We start from the raw sequence: 24,666 nt of genomic DNA, 5'->3' as shown, positions 1-24,666 counted from the left end.
ACCAGCCATCTGTTTCAAACCGACCCGATCCAAAATGTCAGCCGGTACTCGCACGTCTGCCGGTCTAAAACCCGAGTTACTGACCGGGTGACGTGCCACCACCGGCAGACACGTCACCGTTCGAAGCAAGGCTAGTACAGCGGCAGAATCTCCTTAAACAGGTGCGCTGGCAGGTCGGGATCCTCGCCCGTCGCGTTGACCAGGATCGCGATTACCCGCTCCGACTTCGCGTCGTACATGACGAGCCCCTGGAAGCCCAGGCCCGTTCCCGTGTGACCCACCCAGCCGTCAATCTCGCCCATCGTGAAGCCGTAGCGGTCGTACTCGGGGCTCTTGGGATCATCCTCGGTCGAGCCGAACTGATCAAGGCGCTCCTGCTGGGTGGCCTTGTCAATCAGCGATCCGCTGCCGAGGGCGCGGCCCCACGTCGCCAGGTCACTCGCCGTTCCAGTGAGGGCGCCCGCGGCACCCAGCCACCCCGGTGCGACAACCGGCAGAGCTTCAACCACCTTGCCGTTGGCGACCTCATAGCCGGTTGCATCGAGGTTTGGATCCGTGAACCCGTACTCAACGGAGCTCAATTTCAACGAGGTCTCGATCCTGCTCTTCACCTCGTCTTGCCACGGTTTGCCGGTGACCTTTTCGATCACTTCACCCAGCAGCAGCGTGTTGGTGTTTGAGTACTCGTACTTCTCACCGGGCCTGAAGTTCGCGGGCTCCGAGAATGAGAGATCAAGCAGTTCCGAAACAGCGGGTTCGCGACTCGGATCCTTGCTCAGCATCTCACCCAGTTTCGGGTTCGACGAATAGTTCGCGAGCCCCGAGCGCATGTTGCCAAGCTCCCGGATCGTGATGTTCTCGCCGTTTGGCACACCATCGACGTACTTCGACACGGGATCATCGAGCTTCACCTTGCCTTCATCGACAAGCTGCAAGATGACCGTGCCAGTGAAAGCCTTAGTAATACTGCGGTAGGCGAAGCGGGTGGCGTCGGTCGTTGGATCGTCGATCACGGCGTCACCAAAGTTGCCCGAGTATTCCTCACCTTTCGCGCCAGTGATCACGACGGAGGCACCAGGCACACCGGCCTTCTTCAGAAACTTTGAGATCGTGTCGGTGAGCTGTTTTTCGCTGGGAGTCGCAGCAGTGGTCTGCGTCGCTGACTCCGGCGCAGCTGCACAGCCCGCCAGCGCGATACCGAGCGCGAGTGTTCCCGCCACCAGTGACATGATCTTGGTTGCTCTACCTCGTTGTATGCGCATGTTGATAATAAAACCACGACGACGCGGATGCCGCTAGAGGCAGAAGACAGGGCTTGACAGCGTGTGACAGCGCGTAACAGTGGCATAACAGTCCCGTGACAGTGGCCCACGCAACACTGTTCCCATGACAACAACACAGAACGACTGGGCCGTCGAGGCCGAGGGACTCGTCAAGGTGTTCGGGCAGAACCGAGCGGTCGACGGCGTCGACCTACAGGTGAAGACCGGATCCGTCTACGGAGTCCTCGGCCCAAACGGTGCCGGCAAAACCACCACCATCAACATGCTCGCGACGCTGCTGCGGCCCGACGGCGGAACTGGCCGCATCTTCGGCCACGACGTCGTAAAAGAACCACAGGTTGTGCGCCAGCTCATCGGTGTCACGGGGCAGTTCGCCTCGGTCGACGAAACACTCTCGGCCACCGAGAACCTGATGATCTTCTCCCGACTGCTCGGCCTCTCTCGAGCTGAAGCCAAGGCCAAAGCAGCAGACCTGCTTGAGCGCTTTGGGCTTTCCGAGGCCGCGAAGCGCCCACTGAAGAACTTCAGCGGTGGCATGCGCCGCCGTCTCGACCTCGCCGCGTCCCTCATCGCCCAACCCCCGCTCATCTTCCTCGATGAGCCCACGACGGGCCTTGATCCTCGTACCCGCGGGCAAATGTGGGACACCATCCGCGAGCTGGTCTCCACCGGCTCGACGGTGGTGCTGACCACCCAGTACCTCGACGAGGCCGACCAGCTCGCTGACCGGATTGCCGTGATCGACCACGGCAGGGTCGTTGCGGAAGGAACCCCCGATTCGCTCAAGGCATCCGTAGGAACCTCGTCCCTGCAGCTCCGCATCAGCGACCCGGCGGATACCACTTCAACACTCAATGCCATCGAGCAGGTGCTCGGGGTCCGCGGCACCGTCTCACCCGAAGCGGCACGCATCACGGCGCCCATGAGCGATCCTGATCGTGTCACCGACCTGTTGATCACCCTCCGTTCAGCCGGCATCCAGCTCACTGAAATGAGCGTGCAGAAACCAACACTCGATGAGGTGTTCCTTGCACTCACCGGGCACGACGCAGGCGAAAATGACGAAGCCTCGGAGCCCAGCGGCGACAACATCGCCGCGGCAAACAACATCGACACAGCTCAGAAAGAGGAGGTGCGCGCATGAGCGCCACAGCAACACTCGAGGGTCGCCGCATTGTGCCCGGCACAGAGCGACAGTTGAAGAACGCGACGAGCCTCAGCCTCACTCTCCGCAACACCTTCACAATGGCGGCACGCGGGCTCATTAAGATCAGGCGCACCCCGGAGCAGCTCTTCGACGTCACGCTCCAGCCGATCATCTTTACGGTGATGTTCGTGTACATCTTCGGTGGGGCAATCTCTGGCGACATTCCCTCGTACCTGCCCACCATCATCCCGGGCATCATGGTGCAGACGGTCATCACCACCTCGATCGTCACCGGCGTGCAGTTGCGCGAAGACATGGACAAGGGTGTGTTTGACCGATTCCGGTCGCTGCCCATCGCCCGAATCGCGCCGCTCTCCGGCGCACTACTGGCCGACACCATTCGCTACGCCATCGCCACCACACTGACCATCGTGATGGGACTGCTCATGGGCTTCCGACCCGGCGGCAACGCAACCGGCACCATCGGAGCGGCACTCCTAGTGATCGTCTGCTCCTGGAGCGTGAGTTGGATCTTCGCGTTCTTCGGTGTCATCGCCCGCACCGCGTCAAGCGTGCAGGGAATCTCGATGCTTGTGCTCTTCCCGCTCACGTTCCTCTCCGGAGCATTCGCACCGACCGACAAGATGCCTGATTGGCTGCAGACCGTTGTCAGCCTCAACCCGATCACACACCTGGTCAACGCCGCCCGCGAGCTCATGAACAACGGAACCTTCGGCTCAGACGCCTGGCTCACGCTGCTCGGAGCCGCAGTAGTCGTAGCGATCTTCGCTCCGCTCACCGTTCGCGCCTACATGCGCAAGGCGTAATTCGCTCGGCGATCCTCGCCGCTCTCTTAGCGGGCGGCGAGGATCGCGAACGCTCGTTCGATCCGCTCTTCGGGGCGGATCATTGCTGTCTCTGCGCGCACGCGCTCAAGCGTTTCTGATCCAAACAGCTTCTCAGCTCGTTCGAGAAGCGGCGCAAGATGCAGACTCGGCAGGTCTTGCCGGGGCCCCAGATGCCGAGCGAGCATCAGCATCTCAAGAGCGTTCGGGCGAGCAGGTTCCTGTGTCATTGCCCACGCAGACCACCCCACCAGGGCAGTAGCAAACACCGGTTGATCCATCACACCCCGCCGCACCCGCCGCATTGCGAGAGTGCGCGAGCGGAGTCGCTGAACCCAGTATTCAATGCGCTCGACAGCCAGCGATCCGTCGCAGCTGGTGGCTGCGATCAGCCCCGCCAGCGCCATCAAGAACCACGGTGAGTTTCGCTGCTCATTCGTGCGAAACTCCTGCACCGCGCGTTCGAAGTGCTCTGCGGCGAGCGCGAGGTCACCTTCGGCCCTCGCTACCTCACCAAGGCCGAAGAGCGCGATCGAGGCATACTCGAGCCCGTCCTCGGTGAGGTCTCTCGTGTGCAGCAGTTCAGTGTATACCTCTCGCGCCTCGGCGAAGCGGCCGAGCGTCACGAAGTTACCTCCGAGCAGCCAGCGCTCGTGCCGCATGCCCTCGTCGGTGCCGAACTCTCTGAAGTCGGCCTCGGCGCGCTCCCACCACAGAATTGACTCTTCCGCGCGGGCGAGCTGGCTATTGAGCTGTGTCAGGCTTGAGGCAGACATCGCGGCGAGCCACTGCGATCCACTGGCCTTGGCGAGCTCCCAACTGCGTTCGGCGGCAACCATTGCGCCTTCAGGATCACCGCTGTTTTCTGCGAACTGCACGTACGCCTGTTCTCCGAGCGCAGCGACGGTGAGGTTGTCGGAGGCTCGCAGTACGTCGAGTTCGGCCAGCATCCTCGGCACCGATCCCATGGCACCGAGCAGGTCGGCGATTCCGGCATACACGGGGGAGAGCTCGGAGTAGTTTCGGCGTAGCCTTCGCAGTCGCGCAACGAGCCGCAGCGCGAGGGGTTCCCCGGAGACGATGACCTGAAACGCGCCGGTCGCGAGTGTGATGGCGAGGGCGTCAACGGGGATCGCCCTCTCGTCGATGCGCGCCGCCGCTGTGAAGATCTGGGTGCCGAAGACCTGCATCTCCGAGAACGCACCGCGCACAAACCAACTCTGGCACAGTGCCGCAAACATCAGTACGGCGTCTGCATCATTGCCCGTTGTCAGGGCGTGCCGCAGCACCGCGATGAGGTTGTTGTGCTCCGCACGCAGCTCACCGTAGTTCCCCGAGGAAAAAAGGTCACCCAGGTGCTCGGCGGCAAATGCACGCGCCCATCTATTGACGGCCTCCCAGGCTTCGGGATCGTCGCCCCCTCCCGCCAGTTGCGCGAGTCCGAACTCGCGCACGGTTTCGAGCATGCGGAAGCGCACCCCTCCCGTGCGGGGGTCATCAGAGACCACCAGTAGGGATTGCGCGACCAGGCTATCGAGGAGATCATCGGCGTCGATCTCGGTAGTGTCGAGCACTCCCGCAGCGGTATCCGATGAGAACCCACCGGGCAACAGGGAGAGTGTGGCGAGGGCGTTACGGGCTGTGTTGTCCAGCAGCTCCCAACTCCAGTCGATGACGGCCTGAAGAGTACGGTGCCGTTCCGGAGCGCTGCGATCCCCACTCTTGAGCAGTGCGAAACGATCCTGAAGCTTGTCTTCGATCTGCTCCGGTGACATTGTTCGAATGCGCGCCGCTGCGAGCTCGATTGCGAGCGGCAGACCATCGAGGTGTTCGCAGAGCCTTGCCACGACCACCGGATCGAGCACGGCCGATGGACGCACTGCCTGCGCGCGTTCAACAAAGAGCCTCACTGCCGATCCTTCTCGGCCAGCCTCGTGTTCAGTTGTGAGCGGCGCGAGCGGAAACACCTGTTCCCCGAGAAGCCCCAGGGGGGTGCGACTTGTCGCGAGAACACGAAAGCTCGGCACGGAGGCGAGCATGTCGGCCGCCCAGGTGGCCACGCCCTCGATCACCTGTTCACAGTTGTCGAGCACCAGAAGAACCGGTCGCTCACCGAGCAGGCCGATCACTCGCTTGCGAAGGTCGGGGCGGGCAGCGGGGTCGGTGAGTTTGTTACTGGCCGTTGCCTCGCTGATTCCCAGTGTCGCTGCAATTGCAAGGGGCACGTCGGTGTTGTCCCGCACACTCGCGAGCGGAACAAAAATGACGGTGGGGGCATGATCCTCAGCCGCAGCCGCCTGAGACAACCTCGTTTTGCCGAGACCACCGGGGCCGAGGATGGTGACGAGACGTTCCTTCTGCAGGAGACCCGAAACCGCGGCGAGGTCGTCACTGCGGCCAATGAGTCGGCCCAGGCTCGCTGGAAGCCCAATGCGTTGCTGGGATTCGGCGACGACAGGCACTGCGGTCTCAGATACAGCCTCGGCCTCACGCTGTTGGAGCAACTTGGCATTGATGCTGCCGATTGCGCTTCCTGGGGAGGTGCCAAGTTCATCCCGAAGCCTCTCGCGCAGAGCGGCGTAGACGTTCAGCGCCTCGGGGATCCGATCCTGCGCGGCAAGCTGCTGCATCAGGGTCGCGTGCAGCGCTTCGTCAAAGGGTCGCGTCACCGCGAGTTGGCGCAGGGCGATGATGGCTTCGCTCACCTGTTGCGTGGTGATCAGGGTCTGGATATTGAGTTGCTCGAGTTCCGCACGCAGAACCACCGAAGCTTCCGACAGATCTTGCGCGATCGGGGAGTCACCAATATCCATGCCGGGATCGCCGCGCCAGAACGACAGTGCCTCGTCAAGCAGGGGCCTACGTTTGAGGTCGTCGGGGCTGAGCGCCTCGGCCTCCCGGGCTAAGTGCCGTGCCAGCCCAAGATCACTCGGCACTCCAAGTGCGTACCCGGCCGGCCCGCTCACAATAAGTTCGCGTCCACCGACCGCACGCAGCCTCGACACCAGGCTCTGCAGTGAGGCACGCGGGTTCTGCGGGGGAGTGTCTCCCCACAGATCGCCGGCAATGGCTTCAGCGGATCGCGGTTTCTTCGCGGTTTCCTTGCCTGTGTCTTCGTGCGCCAGTGCAACAAGCAGTGCTCGCATCAGGGTGCCACCGGGATCACGCCCGTCTACCGTTACCGGTCCGAGCACGGCAACACGGACGGGGGTAAATGGCATAGGGATGATTTTACTGGGTTCAGCAGTTCCGGTATTCAAACCGCGCTCACGGCGTGAATGTCAGTGGTCCCGAGTAGGCTCGAAACCATGGAACCAACGCGCAGCGTACGCCCATTCGAGGTGATTAGCGAGTACGAGCCCAGCGGCGATCAACCGCAGGCAATCGAACAGCTCGCAAACCGCATTAACGCGGGCGAAACCGACATCGTTCTGATGGGTGCAACCGGCACCGGCAAATCGGCGACCACCGCCTGGTTGGTCGAGGCCGTGCAGCGTCCGACGCTGATCCTCGCCCACAATAAGACCCTTGCCGCGCAGCTAGCGAGCGAGTTTCGTGAACTCATGCCCAACAACTCGGTTGAGTACTTTGTGTCGTATTACGACTATTACCAGCCCGAAGCCTATGTGCCGCAGACCGACACGTTTATTGAGAAAGACTCGTCGGTGAACGCTGAGGTCGAGCGACTCCGGCACTCAACCACCAACGCACTGCTTAGCCGCCGAGACGTCGTCGTTGTTTCGACCGTGTCGTGCATCTACGGCCTCGGCAAGCCCGAGGAGTACTACGAGGCAATGGTGCCGCTGCAGGTTGGCGACATCCTGGATCGCGACGTGCTGCTGCGCCGCTTCGTCGATATGCAGTACCAGCGCAACGACATCGAGTTTGTGCGCGGCAATTTTCGCGTGCGCGGCGACACGGTCGAGATCATCCCGATGTACGAGGAGCTCGCGATTCGTGTCGAGTTCTTTGGCGACGAGATCGAGGCCCTGTACTACCTTCACCCCGTGACGGGCGACGTCATCAAACAGGTGGAAACCGTGTCCATCTTCCCCGGGTCACACTACGTTGCGAGCCGCAGCGTCATGAATCGCGCGATGGGGCAGATCGCCGACGAGCTCGATGGGCGCTCGAAAGAGTTGAAGCAGCAGAACAAGCTTGTCGAAGAGCAGCGACTGCGCATGCGCACCACCTTCGATCTCGAGATGATGGAGCAGATTGGCTTCTGCTCGGGCATTGAGAACTACTCCCGCCACATTGATGGGCGCCAACCGGGTGAGGCCCCACACTGCCTTCTCGACTATTTTCCCGACGACTTCCTCGTGGTCATCGACGAGTCTCACGTCACCGTGCCGCAGATTGGCGCGATGTACGAGGGGGACTCCTCGCGTAAACGCACGCTTGTCGACCACGGCTTCCGTTTGCCCAGCGCCCTCGACAACAGACCCCTGAAGTTCAAGGAGTTCAAAGAGCGGGTGGGGCAGACCGTCTACCTCTCTGCGACACCGGGCAAGTACGAGATGGAGCTCGCCGACGGTGTGGTCCAGCAGATCATCCGCCCGACCGGCCTTATCGATCCCGAGATCATCGTGAAGCCGAGTGAGGGACAGATCGACGACCTACTCGAAGAGGTAAGGATCAGGGCCGAGCGAGACGAGCGGGTGCTCGTCACCACACTCACCAAGAAGATGGCCGAGCAGCTCACCACCTTCATGGAAGAGGCGGGCGTGCGCGTGCGCTACCTGCACTCCGACGTCGACACCCTGCGCCGTGTTGAGCTGCTGAGCGAACTGCGCGCCGGCGTATATGACGTACTCGTGGGCATCAACCTGCTGCGTGAGGGCCTCGACCTCCCAGAGGTTTCCCTCGTTTCGATTCTCGACGCAGACAAAGAGGGCTTCCTGCGGTCCAGCACCTCTCTCATCCAGACCATCGGCCGTGCCGCCCGTAACGTATCGGGTGAGGTGCACATGTACGCCGACAAGATCACCCGATCGATGCGTGAGGCCATCGACGAGACCAACCGCCGCCGCGAGATCCAGGTCGAATACAACACCAAACACGGCATCGACCCGCAGCCGCTGCGCAAGAAGATCAACGACATCACCGCGATGCTTGCCCGCGAGGCCGCCGACACCGAAGAGGTGCTGAACTCACGCGCTAGTGCACACTCCCAAAAGGGATCGCCGCAGCGCGCCAAGGGCAAGAGTGCGGCGCGTGCGGGCGCCATCGCCGGGGAGGGCGCGGCAAAACTCGAAGAGATCATCACAGATCTCAACGAACAGATGCTCGCCGCTGCCGAAGAGCTCAAGTTCGAGCTCGCAGCTCGCCTGCGCGACGAGGTGGCCGAACTCAAGCGAGAGCTGCGAAGCATGGACGCGGCCGGGCACCTCTAGAGCAGCCCTGCCGCGCGCCGCGGCAATGGCGACTAAGAAGCGAGCGGCGCGTAGATGTCGATCGCGTTGCCGTCAGGATCGAGCACCGTTGAGTAGCGTTGGCCCCAGGGAGCATCCCAGGGGTCAACGCGGCTCGCATGACCCGCAGCCACGAGTCGAGCGTGCACTTCGTTGACCTCGGCGGGGCTGGCTGCCTGGAACGCGAACGCCACGCGGTGATCGCCCGTCGGAAACTCGTACCCCGGGTCAAAGCTGTGGATGGTCTCGATCGGATCCCACCCGATCCTGACTCCGCTCGGCAGCGTCACCTCGACATGAGGCTCCTGCTCTTGCCCCTCACCAATGTCGAGTCCAAGGGCACGATAGAAATCCAGAGATGCAGCAAGATCGCGGGTCACAATTCCGATGAAGTCAAATGTCAGGCTCATGACCACAGCGTACGCCGCATCAATCAGAGATTCACACAAAACCCCACACCAATCGCACATATGTTCGAATTTTCAGTCAAGACCCCATACAATAAGACAGTGACTTCGCAGCTCTCAACACCGATCCGTTCCTCCGCCACACACGCACACATCAGCGTGCAGGGCGCCCGGGTTCACAACCTTCAGAACGTCGATCTTTCGATCCCGCGCGACTCGATGGTGGTGTTCACCGGCCTTTCCGGCAGCGGCAAGTCGAGCCTCGCGTTTGACACCATCTTTGCCGAGGGCCAGCGACGCTACGTCGAGAGCCTGAGCGCCTACGCTCGCCAGTTTCTCGGCCAGGTGGATCGCCCCGACGTTGACTTCATCGAGGGCTTGAGCCCGGCGGTCTCGATCGATCAGAAGTCGACCAACCGCAACCCGCGCTCAACGGTCGGCACGATCACTGAGATCTACGACTACATGCGTCTACTGTGGGCCCGCATCGGCATTCCACACTGTGCCATCTGTGGTGAGCGCATTGCCTCACAGACCGTGCAGCAGATCGCGGATCAGCTCATCACTCTTCCCGAGCGCACGCGCTTTCAGGTACTTGCCCCCGTCGTCAGCAAAAAGAAGGGGGAGTTCGTTGAGCTCTTCCAAGACCTTGCAGCGAGCGGCTATTCGCGCGCGGTTGTCGACGGCAAGCTGATCCAGCTTTCCGAACCGCCAACGCTCAAGAAGCAGATCAAGCACGATATTTCCGTCGTTGTGGATCGCCTCGTGGCGAGCCCGGAAGGCCTCGGCCGCCTCACCGACTCTCTAGAGACCGCACTCAAGCTTGCCGGTGGCATCGTGTGCATCGATTTCATCGATCGCGACGAAAAGGCCGAGGATCGCACTCAGCTCTTCTCCGAGCATCTCTCATGCCCGAACCAGCACCCGGTGCAGCTCACTGAGATCGAGCCGCGCACGTTCTCGTTCAACGCTCCGTTTGGCGCCTGCAGCACCTGTTCAGGGCTCGGCACCAGCATGTCGGTTGATGAAGATCTGGTGCTCGGTGATCCTCAACTCTCCATCACCGAGGGTGTCATTGTGCCCTGGACCAGCCAGGGCAAGAGCCTCTACCAGTACTACGAAAAGCTGCTGCGCGGTCTTTCGCAAGACCTCGACTTCTCGCTCGACGCCTCCTGGGATTCGCTCGGCGAAGAGGTGCAGCAGGCCGTGCTGTACGGCAACAACTTCAAGGTCAACGTTCGGTGGAAGAACCGCTTCGGCCGCGAGGTCAAGTATTCGTCAGGCTTCGAGGGCGTCATCCCGTTTATCGAGCGCCAGTACGCCGAGGCCGAGTCTGATGCCAAGCGTGACCGCTGGTCGGAGTTCTTGCGCGAGGTGCCCTGCCACGCCTGCAACGGTCAGCGCCTCAAGCCCGAGGTATTGGCGGTCACCGTCAATGCAGAGTCGATCGCAGCGGTCGGCGACTTCAGTCTGCTCGACGCGAAGCGCTTCTTCGACGAGGTATCACTCACCGAGCGCGAAGCAAAGATCGCCGCGCAGGTGCTGCGGGAGATCCGTCTGCGCTTCGACTTCCTCATCGAGGTTGGGCTCGGGTACCTCACCCTTGCCCGCGCCTCCGGCACACTGTCCGGCGGCGAGGCCCAGCGCATCCGTCTGGCAACCCAGATCGGCTCGGGTCTCACCGGTGTGCTCTACGTGCTCGACGAGCCCAGCATTGGTCTGCACCAGCGTGATAACCGCCGTCTCATCGAAACCCTCATTAAACTGCGGGATCTCGGCAACACCCTCATTGTTGTGGAGCACGACGAAGAGACAATCGAGTCCGCTGACTGGATCGTCGACATCGGCCCCGGCGCTGGCGTTGAGGGTGGCACCGTCGTGCACTCCGGTGAATACGCCGAACTGCTCGCAAACACCGAGTCCGTCACGGGAGATTACCTCGCGGGGCGTCGCTCCATCGAGACACCAAAGAAGCGTCGCAAGCGCGACCGCAAGCGCGAGCTAAAGGTGCAGGGCGCCCGCTCCAACAACCTGCAGAACGTCGACGTGACGTTCCCGCTCGGCGTGATGACCGCGGTTACCGGTGTAAGCGGCTCGGGCAAGTCCACCCTGGTCAACGACATCCTGTACCGGGTGCTCGCCAACCAGCTCAACGGTGCCCGCCTCGTGCCGGGCAAACACACCCGCGTCACGGGTCTCGAGCACCTCGACAAGGTTGTGCACGTCGACCAGGCACCCATTGGCCGCACCCCACGCTCGAACCCGGCGACCTATACCGGCGTATTCGACAAGATCCGCACACTCTTCGCGGAGACCCCCGAGGCCAAGATCCGCGGCTACCTGCCCGGTCGCTTCAGCTTCAACGTCAAGGGCGGCCGCTGTGAGGCCTGCTCGGGCGATGGCACCCTGAAGATCGAGATGAACTTCTTGCCCGACGTCTACGTTGCCTGCGAGGCCTGCGGCGGCAAGCGGTACAACCGCGAGACCCTGCAGGTGCGCTACAAGGGCAAAAACATCTCCGAGGTTCTCGAGATGCCCATCGCCGAGGCAGAGAAGTTCTTCGAGCCGATCAGCTCGATCCACCGCTACATGAAGACACTCGTCGACGTTGGACTCGGCTACGTGCGACTCGGGCAGAGCGCGACCACCCTCTCCGGCGGCGAGGCGCAGCGCGTCAAGCTTGCGACCGAGCTGCAGAAGCGCTCAAACGGCCGCAGCATCTACGTGCTCGACGAGCCCACCACGGGCCTCCACTTCGAAGACGTGCGCAAGCTCCTGCTTGTGCTGAACGGGCTCGTCGACAAGGGCAACACCGTCATCACGATCGAGCACAACCTTGACGTGATCCGCAGCGCGGACTGGGTCATCGACCTCGGCCCAGAGGGCGGCTCCGGTGGCGGCACCATTCTCGCCGAGGGCACCCCCGAGCAACTCGCAAAGGTCGAGGGAAGCTACACCGGGCTTTTCCTCGCTGAAGTGCTGGGCGGCTGGGCCGAAAAGACCGCGCGCGCCCTGACAGAGAAGCAGCCGGTGAAGGTGGGGGCTTGATCCAGGGAGTTGATAATCGCGGATCGTTTCGCCCCGCCCAGGGCGAGATTCCGACGAGCCCCGGCGTCTATCGCTTCAGCGACCGGCACGGGCGAGTGCTGTACATCGGCAAGGCAAAGGTTCTCCGTTCCCGCCTAGCCAACTACTTCCAACCGCTCCACTCACTCCAGCCGCGCACGCAGCGCATGCTGGCGCTGGCTGCGAAGGTCGACTGGACGGTTGTCGCGACCGACACTGAGTCCCTGGTGCTTGAGCACACCTGGATCACGGAGTTCAAGCCGCCCTTTAACGTCCAGTTCAAGGACGACAAAACCTACCCCTACCTCGCCGTCACGCTGCGCGAGGAGGCCCCCCGCCTCATCATCACTCGCAACGAAAAGATCCGCGGCGCACGCTACTTTGGCCCCTACCCAAAGGTGTGGGCGCTGCGCGAGACAACGACCCTGCTGCAGCAGGCGTTCCCGATCCGCACCTGCAACGACGCCGATTACAAGCGCGCTATGACCAGCGGCCGCCCGTGCCTCGCCGGTCAGATCGGCCGCTGCGGTGGCCCGTGCTCCATGCAGATCAGCATTGAGGATCACCGCGCGCGCGTCACAGAGCTCGTTTCGTTTTTGGCGGGAGGCGATCAGAGCCACCTCAAGCAGCTTCGTGTCGACATGCGCGCGGCCGCAGCAGACCAGCGCTACGAAGACGCGGCCCGACTGCGCGACCAGGTGCAGGCCGTCGAGCACGTCATGGAAAAGAACGCCGTGGTGCTCGGGCTCGACACCAACGTGGACGTCTTTGGGCTGCGCGCCGATGAGCTCGCCGCGTCCGCTCACCAGTTCATTATTCGCGATGGCAGGATCCGGGGCGAACGAAGCTGGATCGTTGACGTCGAGATTGACGATTCACCAGGCACACTTCTCGAGCAGGTGCTCCAGTCGGCCTACGAGGGTGAGCGCGAACCCCCACCCGAGATCCTCGTGCCGCAGTTGCCAGAGAACTCCCTCGAACTCGAAGAGGTGCTCAGCGCAAAGCGCCCGCGCCGCGGCAAAGTGCGCGTGCGCATTCCCGAGCGCGGTGACAAGGTGCAGCTTATGGATCGCGCGACGCTCAACGCCGGAGAGCACCTCATCAGGTACAAGCTCAAACGTGCGGCCGACCTCACCGCCCGCACCGACGCGCTGGCCGAGCTACAGCAGGCCCTCGACATGGACGAGGCTCCGCTGCGCATCGAGTGCATCGACGTCTCGCATCTGCAGGGCACCGGCGTCGTTGCCTCTCTCGTGGTGTTCGAAGATGGACTCCCCGCGAAGGGCGCCTACCGCAAGTACAGAATCGAAGAGACCCGCGACGACACCGACTCAATCCACCAGGTGGTGTCTCGCCGTGCGGCTCAGCTGAACCTCGCCCGCGAGAACAACGAACCGTCTTCTGGCATCTACCGTGATCGTCCGCAGCTCCTCATCGTTGACGGCGGCGAGCCCCAGGTCAAGGCTGCAGCTCGCGCGCTTGCAGAGGCGAACATCACCGACATCGCGCTCTGCGGCGTCGCGAAACGCCTCGAAGAAATCTGGCTTCCCGGTGATCCTTTCCCGGTTATTCTGCCGCGCACAAGCGAGGCTCTGTTTATGGTGCAGCGCATTCGCGACGAGGCCCACCGCTTTGCCATCACCTTCCAGCGCCAGCGCCGCAGCACCTCAATTGCGAGCCAGCTCTCCGAGGTGCCCGGACTCGGCCCCAAACGCGTTCAGGGCCTCCTGAAACACTTCGGATCGGTGGCCCGTTTGCGCAGTGCCTCGGTCGAAGAACTGGCCGCTGCGCCGGGACTCGGCACAAAACTGGCCGAACAGATCCTGAACCACCTGAATACTGAGGCAACGCCCGCTAAGCTTGATGGAGCAAACGAATCGGATCTAGATCGGGAGGGGACCGAATGAGCGAGGCAACATCCGGTCAGGAGATCCTGATTGTCACGGGAATGTCCGGTGCCGGGCGAAGCACCGTCGCGAACACCCTCGAAGATTTGGGCTGGTATGTCGTTGACAACCTGCCCCTCACGATGGTCAAGACGCTCGCCGACATGGCAGACAAGTCCGGGGGAGCACTCCCGCGAATCGTTGCGGTGGTCGATGTGCGCGGACGCGATCTGTACTCCGACATCGAGCACACCGTCAAAGATCTGCGGGAGACCGCAACCGTCCGTGTTGTTTTCCTTGACGCAACGGACGAGATTCTGGTGCGCCGCTACGAGTCCGTGCGCCGTCCACATCCGCTGCAGGGCGAGGCGGGCAGCCTGCTCGAGGGTATCCGCCTTGAGCGCGATCGCCTGCAAGAGCTCCGCGCCTCCAGCGACGTGGTCATTGATACCTCGCGCTACAACGTCCACGATCTCTCGACGGCCACACGCGAATTGTTCTCAGACGACAACACGCCCGGGCTGCAACTCTCCGTTCTGAGCTTTGGCTTTAAGTACGGCGCTCCAACCGACGTGGACCTGATGGCAGACATGCGATTCCTGCCCAACCCCTTCTGGGAGACGGAGCTTCGTGCCCTGACCGGCGTTGATCCCGAGGTCAAAGAGTACGTTCTCAGCCGCGATGGTGCCGCTGAATTTATCGATAACTACGTGGCCGCGCTGACCCCGGTATTTGCCGGCTTCCAGCGCGAGAACAAACGCCACGCTTCTCTTGCTATAGGCTGCACCGGTGGCAAACACCGCTCAGTTGCGATCGCGCGCGAACTAGCGGATCGCCTCGCGGGACTGCCGGGTGTCAATGTGACGCTGCGTCACCGTGACCTCGGTCGCGAATAGTTTCAATTCAATACTTCTTCTTTTTTCTTCACCCCAGTCTTCCCGCTCTTGAAAGGATTTTTTGTGCCGTCTACCTCCGAGGTTAAGAGCGAGCTTGTGCGATTTCCGATGCAGCGCACCGGAGAACGCACCGCTGAGGTGGCGACGATCCTTCGTCTGGCCGGTGGCCTGCACACCATTTCGGGCCGCATCGCTCTTGAGGCAGAACTTCACACCCCCCAGATTGTGCAGCGGGTTCGCAAGGATCTCGCTGAGCTCTACGGCGTGCGCTCCGAGGCGAAGCAGCTCCCACCGACGGCCACCCGTCCCGGCGCACCACAGTTTCTCGTTCGAGTGCTCGACGGCGAAACCCTCGCCCGTCAGCTCGGTCTGCTTGACCAGCGCCGCCGCCAGATCCGCGGTTTACCGAACCGCTTGACCACCGGCTCACCGACCGAGCTCGCCGCCCTCTGGCGCGGTGCGTTCCTTGCGCGCGGCGGCATCACCGCCCCGGGTCGCTCCGCGGGCCTTGAGATTCTCTGCCCGAGCAGCGAGGTTGCCATGGCCCTCGTTGGGGCAGCGGGCAGGATCGGGATCGAGTCCAAGAGCCGTGAGATTCGTGGCCAGAACAAGGTATTGATTCGCGACGCCGAGGTCATCGGCGAAATGCTTGAGGCGATGGGCGCACTCGATGCCCGCGCTCGCTGGGACGAACTGCGCAAGGCCCGCGAAACCCGCGCCACTGCGAACCGCCTGGTGAACTTCGACGATGCCAACCTGCGCCGCTCGGCGCAGGCCTCCGTCGCCGCCTGTGCGCGCGTGGAGCGTGCTCTCGAAATCCTGGGTGACGAGGTGCCAGAGCACCTGCGGTACGCCGGCGAGCTGCGGTTGCAGCACCGCGAGGCGAGCCTTGACGACCTCGGCGCTCGCGCCGAGCCAGTGCTCACCAAGGATGCGGTAGCGGGTCGAATCCGCCGCCTCCTTGCGATGGCTGACAAAGAAGCTGAGTCCCGCGGCATCCCGGGCACCGACGCAAACCTGCCCGACGAACTCGACTGAGTGTATTCCCGGTTGCCGTTCGCCAGGGGCGCAAGACGCTTTCCTGCCAGTGTCGGAGCCCGGGCATAGACTGAAACGACACACGTCCACATCAGAGATTGGAGCGCCCTATGGCTGCCTACTCACTTCCTGAGCTTCCGTACGACTACGCCGCACTCGAGCCACACATCAGTGGCAAGATCATGCAGCTGCACCACGACAAGCACCACCAGGCCTATGTGACCGGTGCGAACACTGCTCTTGAGCAGCTGACCGAGGCCCGCGATTCCGGCAACCTTGCCGCGGTCAACAAGCTGGAGAAGGACCTCGCGTTTAACGTCGGTGGCCACGTCAACCACACGATTTTCTGGAACAACCTCTCACCCGAGGGCGGCGAGCGCCCCGAGGGCGAGCTGGCCGCTGCGATCGACGAGTACTTCGGCGACTTCGAGAAGTTCCAGGCTCACTTCACCGCGACCGCGATGGGCGTGCAGGGCTCCGGTTGGGCCGTGCTTGCCTGGGACGCACTTGGCCAGCGCGCCAACGTTGTGCAGCTTTTCGATCAGCAGGGCAACCTGCCGGCTGGCACTGTTCCGCTGCTGATGCTCGATGTCTGGGAGCACGCGTACTACCTTGATTACCTCAACGTACGCGCCGACTACGTGAAGGCATTCTGGAACATCGCAAACTGGCAAGATGTCGCAAAGCGCTTCGAGGCAGCTCGCAAGCAGACCCCGGGTCTGATCTAGCATCCTCGTTTGTGGGTCGGTCTCTGGTTTCAGGATCGGCCCACAGCCGCGTTCCCCGTCACTTTCACCTTCAAGGAGTACCGCACCGCATGCGCACCATCGAGTCCCTGGGTTCGCTCACGTCACGCACCGTCATTGTTCGCTGTGACCTGAATGTTCCTCTGTCGGATGGCGTCATCACAGATGACGGCAGGATCCGCGCCTCACTCACCACGATTCGCGAGTTGCGCGAGGCTGGTGCGAAGGTTGTACTCATTAGCCACCTCGGCCGCCCGAAGGGGGAGCCGGAGGAGCGCTATTCGCTTCGCCCCGTTGCATCACGCATGGCCGAGCTGCTCGGTGCACCGGTGCAGTTCGTCGCAGAGACCGTGGGCGATGAGGCAGCAGCGGCCGTTGCGGCGCTGAACGACGGCGACGTCGTGCTGCTCGAGAATCTCCGCTTCAACCCGGGTGAGACGAGTAAAGACGAGGCCGAGCGACGAGCGTTCGCAACCCAGCTTGCCGCCTACGGTGACGCGTTTGTTTCAGATGGTTTTGGTGTGGTGCACCGCTCGCAGGCGAGCGTCACCGATCTCGCAGAACTGCTACCGAGTGCTGCTGGGCGTCTCGTCGCCGGTGAGCTCGAGGTGCTTCGTAAACTGACCGACGATCCCGCCCGCCCCTACACCGTGGTACTCGGCGGCTCGAAGGTCTCCGACAAACTTGGTGTTATCGCGCACCTGCTCGAGCGGGTCGACACGCTCCTCATCGGCGGCGGCATGCTCTTCACGTTTCTTGCAGCGCAGGGTCACAGTGTTGCGGCAAGCCTGCTCGAGGCGGACCAGCTCGACACTGTGCGCGGCTACCTCGCTCAGGCTGAGCAGCGAGGCGTACGCATCGTGCTGCCGACCGACATCGTTGTTGCAGAGGCCTTTGCGGCTGACGCGGCCCACGAGACCGTCGCAGCTGATGCAATTGAGTCCAGCAGCTTCGGCGCCGCAGGAATCGGCCTCGACATCGGCCCTGAGACCGCGGCTGCCTTCGCAGCGATCATCGCCGACTCGGCAACGGTCTTCTGGAACGGCCCCATGGGTGTGTTCGAGATGGAGGCCTTTGCGGCGGGCACCCGCACCGTCGCGCGGGCACTCACCGAGACCAACGGGTTTACCGTTGTCGGTGGGGGTGACTCCGCGGCCGCCGTGCGCGCGCTCGGTTTTGCAGACGATCAATTTGGCCATATCTCCACGGGTGGCGGCGCCAGCCTGGAGTTCCTTGAGGGCAAAACACTGCCCGGTCTGGAGGTACTCGCGTGAGCGATCAGAACATTCCCGGTGCTCAGCCAGAGCAGGCCGCACAGCAGGAGCAGCCGCAGCTGATCCGCGAACCCCTGCCGTTTGTTGAGCGCACGCCGCTCATCGCGGGCAACTGGAAGATGAATCTCGATCATCTCCAGGCAATTGCGTTTGTGCAGAAACTGTCGTGGGCTTTGAAAGACGTCAAGCACGACTTCGGAGATGTTGAGGTCGCGGTGTTCCCGCCCTTCACCGATCTTCGCTCAGTGCAGACGCTGCTCGCCGCGGACAAGCTCGCGCTGACGCTCGGCGCGCAAGACGTCTCGCCGCAGCAGGCCGGAGCCTTTACGGGCGACGTTTCCGCTGCCATGCTCGCGAAGCTTGAGGTCAAGTACGTGCTCGTCGGCCACTCTGAGCGGCGCCACGGCCACGGTGAATCTAACGAAACCGTTGGCGAGAAAGCTCGCGCGGCTCAGGCCGCCGGCATGGTGCCCGTAATCTGCGTGGGGGAGACCTCGGAAGATCTCGAGGCACACGGTGCGGCCGCGATCCCACTCGCTCAGATGCAGGCAGCTATTACACAGCTTCCCGCGAATGCTGAGTTTGTGATCGCCTATGAGCCCGTGTGGGCAATTGGCAGCGGCCAGGCCGCCACCCCTGAGCAGGCTGAAGAGGTTGCTCGTGCACTCCGCGAGGCGCTCCGTGATCTTCGCGGCGACGACCGCGCCGCCGCCACTCGAATCCTGTACGGCGGATCCGTCGCGAGCCAGAACATCGCCGCGTTTATGCGCCAGCCGAATGTCGACGGTGCCCTTGTTGGCGGCGCCAGCCTCAAGGTTGACGAGTTCAGTCGCATCGTCCAATTCAAGAAACACGTGACGGCTTAGCGACTCGTGGCACCGCTTCGCTCGGAGTCGCGGTATACTCATAGGCGGCGCATCGCGCCCTCGACCCAGGAAAGGTGACCTCGTGCTCATCCTCAAGATCGCACTGATCGTCATTCTCGTGATCACGAGCTTGCTGCTCACGCTGTTTATTTTGCTCCACAAGGGCCGCGGTGGCGGTCTTTCCGACATGTTCGGCGGTGGCGTAACCTCGAGTCTCGGGTCATCGGGGGTAGCGGAACGTAACCTTAACCGCATCACCGTTGTGGTGTCATTGATTTGGGTTGTATCGATCATCGGACTCGGGCTGCTCGCTCGTTTCTCGGTGGTCTAGCGCTCGACTGTATAGAAGAGGTATTTCGTGGCAGGCAGTAACGCCATTCGTGGCGCTCGCGTCGGATCTGGCCCCATGGGGGAGAAGGATCACGGCGTTCGCGCAGACCGTGTTCAGATTTCATACTGGGATGCGCTCGGCAATGAGACGGTTCGCTACTTCGCGGCCGACATCATTGAAGAAGACATTCCCGAGCAGATCGATTGCCCTACAACTGGGCTTCCCGCGGGCAGGGACAAAGAGAACCCGCCCGTTCTGCTCAAGAACGAGCCATACAAGACGCACCTCGCTTATGTGAAGGAGCGCCGCACACCTGAGGAGGCTGAGGAGTTGCTTGAGGCAGCACTGCTGAAGCTCCGCCAGCGCCGCGGTACGGCCAAGATTACGGCGTAATACAGCCGCACAGTTCACAAGAAAGACCCTCGCTTCGGCGGGGGTCTTTTCGTTTCCGTGAACCCCAACATTCTGAGCCGGTGCAGTACGCCGTTCAGAGACTCTAGTTCTCAGTGCTGAACTTGCATCTCAGTGCTGAACTTGCATCCCAGTGCCGAACTTGCATCTCAGTGCCGAGTCCGCAGTTAGGAACCGCAGGCTCGGCGCTGGAACACAGGCTCGACGATGGGACGCAGGCTCGGCACTGGGATGCAAGCTCGGCGCTGGGACACAGGCTCGACGAAACGACTTACCGGCCCCGCAACGCGTTATAGCGCAGCTAGAAGATCGCGCAGCCCAGCTGCGGGGTCAGAGCTGGCGAGTGTCAGCACTGTCCGGCCGCGCTCTCTCAGCACATCACGATCCCCGCGCGCCTGGGCCGCGATAAGTGTGTCAAAACCGTTCTCGGAGCCCGGGATCTCAAGCGGCTCGAGATTCTGCTCGGTGATCTGCAAGAAAGCGCCCAGCGCGGGGCCTCCCTTGTGCAGCTGCCCGGTCGAGTGCAGGTAGCTCGGGCCCCAGCCGAGTGCAACCGGAACACCCATCGCCTTGGCGAGACGGTTACGCAGCTCATTCAGCAGCGGCGCGCACGGGCCCTGCGGATCAAGATACGCCTGGATCGCCACATAGCCATTCACAGGCACACTCTGACGGAGCGTTGCGAGCAGGGCGGCAGGATCCTGCGACTCACTGACACTCGCGCGGGATGGCACAGCGGAGGTGTCACCCTGCTGGGGGACAGCCTCCAGTTGAGCGCGAGCGGCGACCTTTGCCGATTCAACATCGGGCTGGTTGAAGGGGTCGATATCTAGCAGTCGACCGAGTACAGCTGTGGCGGTCTCCCAGAGCAGAAGTTGGGCTCCGAGCGGAGCGGCGACCAGCAGCTCGTTCGCCGCTCCCGATTCGGGGTTCTGCGATCCCGACCCCACCCGCACGATTCGCGTGTTCGCAGGGGTCTGCTGCAGCTCGGCGGCATCCTCGGGAAGCGCGATTGGCAGCACTCCCTTGCCGTCTTTACCGGTCGACTCAGCGACCAGTTGCTCGATCCACGACCCGAGGCCCCAACGAGCATCGGGTTCGGAGTCAATGCCGAGTACGTATTTCTCGGGCAGATCGCTCATGATCGAAGCTGCGAGAACGAATGCCGGGTTGTTGGGGGTATCAGCTTTGAGTAGCTCGCGCACAGCCTGGGCCTCAGCGACAAGCCCTCGTGCATCAGCGCCCGCGAGAACCGAGGGCACAAGTCCAAACGCTGTCAGCGCAGAGAATCGTCCGCCAACGTTGGGGTCTGCGAGGAACACACGTTGCCCGGCCGCACGAGCGTCGGCTTCGAGCGCAGATCCGGGATCCGTAACCACGGCCATGTGCTGCGCGGGATCAAGACCCGCCTCGCGAAATGCCGACATAAACGCCGCGCGGTGGCTGAGGGTCTCGATGGTTCCACCAGACTTGGAGCTCACCACCACAACCGTGCGGGCGAGGTCTCCCTGCAACGCTGCCTTCACGACAGCGGGGTGTGTCGAGTCGATGGTGTCGAGCGGCACCCCGGCCCAGCGGCAAATCACCGCGGGGGCAAGGCTTGATCCACCCATACCGCAGAGCACAACTCGGTCAACCCCGCGTGCACGCAGCTCGTCGCGAAACTGCTCCGCCTCAGAAACAACGGCTTCGGCTGACTGCACAAAGTCCGTCCAGCCGAGCCGAATCGCCGCTTCCGCTTCGGCAGCATCCCCCCACAGCGTCGCATCTTTCTCAAAGATACGACTGGCTACGCGATCCCGCACAAGCGCGGCAAGATTGCGGGAGAGCTTCTGTTCGTCAAGAACGCTGGGGATGCTGAGTTGAATAGTCATGTTAGCTCTGAAGCGCCTGCTTCACGGTCTCGCACAGCTCGTTCCACGAGGCCTCGAACTTCTTCAGCCCCTCTTCTTCAAGCTTTGCGGTTACCTCAACGTAATCGATGCCCTGCGCATCAATCGCGTTGAGCAACTGGTTCGACTCGAGGAACTCCGTGGTAATTGTGTCGCCACGCACCTCACCGTGGTCTGCCACAGCGCGGAGTGTTGCCTCGGGCATGGTGTTGACCACGTCGGCAGCGACAAGCTCTTCGACGTAGAGCGTGTCGCGCAGCGCGGGATCTTTCACTCCCGTTGATGCCCACAGCGGACGCTGCACGTGAGCGCCAAGCGATCGCAAGAACCGTGCTCGCTCGCTCCGAAAGCTCTGTTCGAACACCTCGTAGGCGAGACGCGCGTTGGCAATTCCGGCCTTACCCTTCAGCGCAAGCGCCTCAGGGGTGCCAACGGCCTCGAGGCGCGCGTCAATCTCGGTGTCCAAGCGGGACACGAAGAACGAGGCGACGGACCGGATGCTGGAAAGGTCGATCCCGGCAGCGCGCGCGCGCTCAAGTCCGGTGAGGTACGCATTAATGACCTGGCGATAGCGCTCGAGGCTGAAGATCAGGGTCACGTTCACGCTGATGCCGGCCGCGATGGTCTCGGTGATGGCTTCGAGCCCCTCGACCGTCGCGGGAATCTTGATCATGGCGTTGGGCCGGTCCACGCGCGCCCAAAGTTCACGCGCCTGCGCGACAGTTCCCGCGGCATCGCGCGCAAGGCCGGGGGCAACCTCAATCGAGACGCGCCCGTCAAGACCGCCGGTCGACGCATACACGTCAGCGAACACATCGCACGCATCGCTCACATCGGCGGTCGTCAGTTCAACGATCGTCTCGTCGACGCTGAGTCCACGGGAGGCACAACTCGCAAGGCGGTCGCCGTAGCCGACGCCGCCTCCGATTGCGCCCGCGAAGATTGTCGGATTGGTGGTCACGCCGACCACGCTGTGCGAGCCGATCAGCTCGCGCAGACTGCCACTCTCGATCCGGTCGCGCGACAGATCGTCCAACCAGATACTGACTCCAGCCTCGCTCAGCGCACCTGTCGGGTTCGTCATGACGCGGCCAGACTCTCGCGGGCGGCCGCCACAACGGCATCGGTGGTGATCCCGAACTCCCGGAACAGCGTCTCGAAGTCGGCCGATGCCCCGAAGTGCTCGATCGAAACCGAACGGCCGCGATCGCCAACGAAGCGCTCCCAGCCGAGGGACAGCCCGGCCTCAACACTCACGCGCGCGGTCACCTCTGCGGGCAGCACGCTCGCGCGATACTCCTCGCTCTGCTCGGCGAACCACTCCAGGCACGGCGCCGACACCACACGAGCGCCAACACCCTCAGCGGCGAGGCGATCCCGAGCCTCAACGGCAAGCTGCACCTCGGATCCGGTCGCGATCAGAATCACGTCGAGCGAATCGGTGGGGGAGTCCGCGAGCACGTAGGCACCCTTGCGAGCCTCCTCGGCAGCAGCGAAGTCACCGCCGCGGGGCAGCACGGGAACGTTCTGACGCGTCAGGGCGATGCCTGCAGGGCCAGCATGACGGCTCAGCATCTCGTGCCACACAACCGAAACCTCATTGGCGTCGGCGGGCCGCACCATGGCGAGATTCGGGATCGCGCGCAGCGTTGCCATCTGTTCGATCGGCTGGTGCGTCGGTCCGTCTTCGCCAAGGGCAATCGAGTCGTGGGTCCACACGAAGATGCTGGGCACGTTCATGAGAGCCGCGAGTCGCACCGCTGGGCGCATGTAGTCACTGAAAATGAGGAAGGTGCCGCCGTAGCTGCGGGTGTTGCCGTGCAGCTGGATGCCGTTGAGAATCGCGCCCATCGCATGCTCGCGAATACCGAAGTGCAGCACACGCCCGTAAGGGTCGCCCTGCCAGCTCGAGGTCGAGCGGCGCGCGGGTACAAAGGAGGGCACACCAGGGATCGTGGTGTTGTTCGAGCCGGCGAGGTCGGAGGACCCACCCCACAGCTCGGGCATCACGGGGCCGAGTGCTGCGAGCACATTGCCGCTCGCGGAGCGCGTCGCAACGCTGGTGCCGGGCTCAAACGTGGGCAGCACGTCTGCGGCCTCAGCAGGCAGCTCCTGCGCCTCAACACGATCGAACAGCGCCTTGCGCTCGGGGTTTGCTGCGGCCCAGGCGTCAAACGAAACCTGCCACTCAGCGCGCGCCTCAGCACCGCGAGCCACGGCCTTGCGGGTGTGCTCGATAACCTCGGGGGCAACCTCGAAGTGCTGCTCGGGATCGAACCCGAGCGCCTGCTTTAGACCAGCGAGCTCGTCGCCGCCCAGCTTGGAGCCGTGGATGCCGCCGGTGTTCTGCTTGCCGGGGAGGGCCAACCGATAATGGTCTTCAGCACGATCAGTGTCGGCTTCGCGGTCTCGGCCTTTGCGGCCTCGATCGCGGCGTTGAGCTCAGCGATGTCTTCGACGTAGTTGCCGGTCTTCTTCCAGTCAACCTCGAGCACCTGCCAGCCGTATGACTCGTAGCGCTTCGCAACATCTTCGGTGAAGGAGATGTCGGTGTCGTCCTCGATCGAGATCTGGTTGGAGTCGTAGATCGCGATCAGGTTGCCAAGCTCTTGGTGCCCAGCAAGCGAAGATGCCTCGCTGGTCACGCCCTCCTGCAGATCACCATCACCGGCGATGACGTAAATGAAGTGGTCAAAGGGGCTCGTGCCGGGAGCAGCCTCGGGGTCAAACAGTCCCCGCTCGTAGCGTGCGGCGTATGCGAAGCCAACAGCGGAAGCGAGGCCCTGGCCGAGCGGGCCGGTTGTGATCTCGACGCCGTCGGTGTGACCGTATTCGGGGTGCCCGGGAGTCTTTGAGCCCCAGGTGCGCAGCGACTTGATGTCATCAAGCTCGAGGCCGTAGCCGCCGAGGTACAACTGCACGTACTGCGTCAAAGAGGAGTGACCGACAGACAGGATGAAGCGATCCCGACCCACCCACTTCGCGTCGGCAGGATCGTGGCGCATCACCTTCTGGTGAAGCAGATACGACACTGGCGCGAGACTGATCGCAGTACCCGGATGGCCATTGCCGACCTTCTCTACCGCGTCAGCCGCAAGCACCCTCGCGGTATCGACGGCGCGGCCGTCAAGCTCATCCCACTGCAATTCTTTTCCCAATGCTTC

Annotated in this window: 17 protein-coding genes and 1 pseudogene; 12 read left to right on the top strand and 6 right to left on the bottom strand. The window is 62.8% G+C overall.

Annotated features, from left to right (window positions below):
- Positions 1-131: 131 nt before the first annotated feature.
- Positions 132-1,229: a serine hydrolase domain-containing protein gene (locus tag G7068_RS00860; RefSeq protein WP_166287561.1), complete on the bottom strand. Its 1,098-nt coding sequence runs from the start codon at positions 1,227-1,229 to the stop codon at positions 132-134.
- A gap of 157 nt (positions 1,230-1,386) precedes the next feature.
- Between G7068_RS00860 and G7068_RS00855 the strand changes: the two genes are divergently transcribed.
- Both G7068_RS00855 and G7068_RS00850 read left to right on the top strand, forming a co-directional pair.
- Positions 1,387-2,427: an ATP-binding cassette domain-containing protein gene (locus tag G7068_RS00855; RefSeq protein WP_166287557.1), complete on the top strand. Its 1,041-nt coding sequence runs from the start codon at positions 1,387-1,389 to the stop codon at positions 2,425-2,427.
- Positions 2,424-3,257, top strand: a complete 834-nt coding sequence (locus tag G7068_RS00850; protein WP_166287554.1) for an ABC transporter permease — start codon at positions 2,424-2,426, stop codon at positions 3,255-3,257. The genes G7068_RS00855 and G7068_RS00850 overlap by 4 nt, the downstream gene beginning before the upstream one ends.
- A 26-nt stretch (positions 3,258-3,283) precedes the next feature.
- Here the strand turns inward: G7068_RS00850 and G7068_RS00845 are convergent, their stop codons facing one another.
- The gene (locus G7068_RS00845) at positions 3,284-6,496 is read right to left on the bottom strand and encodes an ATP-binding protein (RefSeq protein WP_166287551.1); all 3,213 of its coding nucleotides are present in this window, start codon (positions 6,494-6,496) and stop codon (positions 3,284-3,286) included.
- Between the two features lie 87 nt (positions 6,497-6,583).
- On the opposite strand from G7068_RS00845, the gene uvrB reads away from it, so the two are divergent.
- On the top strand, positions 6,584-8,671 hold the full coding sequence (gene uvrB, locus G7068_RS00840) for an excinuclease ABC subunit UvrB (RefSeq protein ID WP_166287548.1): 2,088 nt from the start codon (positions 6,584-6,586) through the stop codon (positions 8,669-8,671).
- Between the two features lie 32 nt (positions 8,672-8,703).
- On the opposite strand, the gene G7068_RS00835 is transcribed toward uvrB, so the two are convergent.
- Entirely contained in the window at positions 8,704-9,099 is a 396-nt protein-coding gene (locus tag G7068_RS00835) for a VOC family protein (protein ID WP_166287545.1), read from the bottom strand.
- 60 nt (positions 9,100-9,159) lie between these two features.
- On the opposite strand from G7068_RS00835, the gene uvrA reads away from it, so the two are divergent.
- The 9 genes from uvrA to G7068_RS00790 all read left to right on the top strand — a co-directional run bounded on the left by uvrA (position 9,160) and on the right by G7068_RS00790 (position 19,592).
- Positions 9,160-12,144, top strand: coding sequence for an excinuclease ABC subunit UvrA (gene uvrA / locus G7068_RS00830; RefSeq protein WP_425280487.1), 2,985 nt, complete (start codon positions 9,160-9,162; stop codon positions 12,142-12,144).
- On the top strand, positions 12,141-14,069 hold the full coding sequence (gene uvrC, locus G7068_RS00825; protein ID WP_166287542.1) for an excinuclease ABC subunit UvrC: 1,929 nt from the start codon (positions 12,141-12,143) through the stop codon (positions 14,067-14,069). Before uvrA ends, uvrC begins: the two co-directional genes overlap by 4 nt.
- On the top strand, positions 14,066-14,944 hold the full coding sequence (gene rapZ, locus G7068_RS00820) for an RNase adapter RapZ (RefSeq protein WP_166287539.1): 879 nt from the start codon (positions 14,066-14,068) through the stop codon (positions 14,942-14,944). Before uvrC ends, rapZ begins: the two co-directional genes overlap by 4 nt.
- A 63-nt stretch (positions 14,945-15,007) precedes the next feature.
- Entirely contained in the window at positions 15,008-15,982 is a 975-nt protein-coding gene (whiA, locus tag G7068_RS00815) for a DNA-binding protein WhiA (protein ID WP_166287536.1), read from the top strand.
- A gap of 110 nt (positions 15,983-16,092) precedes the next feature.
- Entirely contained in the window at positions 16,093-16,710 is a 618-nt protein-coding gene (locus tag G7068_RS00810; protein ID WP_166287533.1) for a superoxide dismutase, read from the top strand.
- A gap of 89 nt (positions 16,711-16,799) precedes the next feature.
- Positions 16,800-18,002 (top strand): phosphoglycerate kinase, encoded by a 1,203-nt coding sequence (locus tag G7068_RS00805; RefSeq protein ID WP_166287530.1) that lies wholly within the window; start codon positions 16,800-16,802, stop codon positions 18,000-18,002.
- 62 nt (positions 18,003-18,064) lie between these two features.
- Entirely contained in the window at positions 18,065-18,868 is an 804-nt protein-coding gene (gene tpiA, locus G7068_RS00800) for a triose-phosphate isomerase (protein WP_280116228.1), read from the top strand.
- 82 nt (positions 18,869-18,950) lie between these two features.
- On the top strand, positions 18,951-19,199 hold the full coding sequence (gene secG / locus G7068_RS00795; protein ID WP_166287527.1) for a preprotein translocase subunit SecG: 249 nt from the start codon (positions 18,951-18,953) through the stop codon (positions 19,197-19,199).
- A gap of 27 nt (positions 19,200-19,226) precedes the next feature.
- The gene (locus G7068_RS00790; RefSeq protein ID WP_166287524.1) at positions 19,227-19,592 is read left to right on the top strand and encodes an RNA polymerase-binding protein RbpA; all 366 of its coding nucleotides are present in this window, start codon (positions 19,227-19,229) and stop codon (positions 19,590-19,592) included.
- 308 nt (positions 19,593-19,900) lie between these two features.
- Here G7068_RS00790 and G7068_RS00785 read toward each other — a convergent pair whose 3' ends face one another.
- From G7068_RS00785 to tkt, 3 genes and pseudogenes are all read right to left on the bottom strand, one after another.
- On the bottom strand, positions 19,901-21,484 hold the full coding sequence (locus G7068_RS00785) for a glucose-6-phosphate isomerase (RefSeq protein WP_166287521.1): 1,584 nt from the start codon (positions 21,482-21,484) through the stop codon (positions 19,901-19,903).
- Position 21,485: 1 nt separating this feature from the next.
- Positions 21,486-22,586: a transaldolase gene (gene tal, locus G7068_RS00780; protein ID WP_166287518.1), complete on the bottom strand. Its 1,101-nt coding sequence runs from the start codon at positions 22,584-22,586 to the stop codon at positions 21,486-21,488.
- Positions 22,583-24,660: pseudogene (tkt, locus tag G7068_RS00775) on the bottom strand (transketolase). Before tkt ends, tal begins: the two are co-directional and overlap by 4 nt.
- Positions 24,661-24,666 lie beyond the last annotated feature (6 nt).

Source organism: Leucobacter viscericola (assembly GCF_011299575.1).
Classification (GTDB): domain Bacteria; phylum Actinomycetota; class Actinomycetes; order Actinomycetales; family Microbacteriaceae; genus Leucobacter; species Leucobacter viscericola.
This window is presented reverse-complemented; position numbering and strand designations above follow the sequence as displayed.

Bases quoted from the DNA above. Each gene is read 5' to 3' on its own strand.
- tal (WP_166287518.1), bottom strand. From the start codon at position 22,586: ATGACGAACCCGACAGGTGCGCTGAGCGAGGCTGGAGTCAGTATCTGG.
- G7068_RS00845 (WP_166287551.1), bottom strand. From the start codon at position 6,496: ATGCCATTTACCCCCGTCCGTGTTGCCGTGCTCGGACCGGTAACGGTA.
- G7068_RS00805 (WP_166287530.1), top strand. From the start codon at position 16,800: ATGCGCACCATCGAGTCCCTGGGTTCGCTCACGTCACGCACCGTCATT.
- G7068_RS00810 (WP_166287533.1), top strand. From the start codon at position 16,093: ATGGCTGCCTACTCACTTCCTGAGCTTCCGTACGACTACGCCGCACTC.
- uvrA (WP_425280487.1), top strand. From the start codon at position 9,160: ATGTTCGAATTTTCAGTCAAGACCCCATACAATAAGACAGTGACTTCG.
- G7068_RS00850 (WP_166287554.1), top strand. From the start codon at position 2,424: ATGAGCGCCACAGCAACACTCGAGGGTCGCCGCATTGTGCCCGGCACA.
- G7068_RS00835 (WP_166287545.1), bottom strand. From the start codon at position 9,099: ATGAGCCTGACATTTGACTTCATCGGAATTGTGACCCGCGATCTTGCT.
- G7068_RS00855 (WP_166287557.1), top strand. From the start codon at position 1,387: ATGACAACAACACAGAACGACTGGGCCGTCGAGGCCGAGGGACTCGTC.
- uvrB (WP_166287548.1), top strand. From the start codon at position 6,584: ATGGAACCAACGCGCAGCGTACGCCCATTCGAGGTGATTAGCGAGTAC.
- G7068_RS00785 (WP_166287521.1), bottom strand. From the start codon at position 21,484: ATGACTATTCAACTCAGCATCCCCAGCGTTCTTGACGAACAGAAGCTC.
- rapZ (WP_166287539.1), top strand. From the start codon at position 14,066: ATGAGCGAGGCAACATCCGGTCAGGAGATCCTGATTGTCACGGGAATG.
- G7068_RS00860 (WP_166287561.1), bottom strand. From the start codon at position 1,229: ATGTCACTGGTGGCGGGAACACTCGCGCTCGGTATCGCGCTGGCGGGC.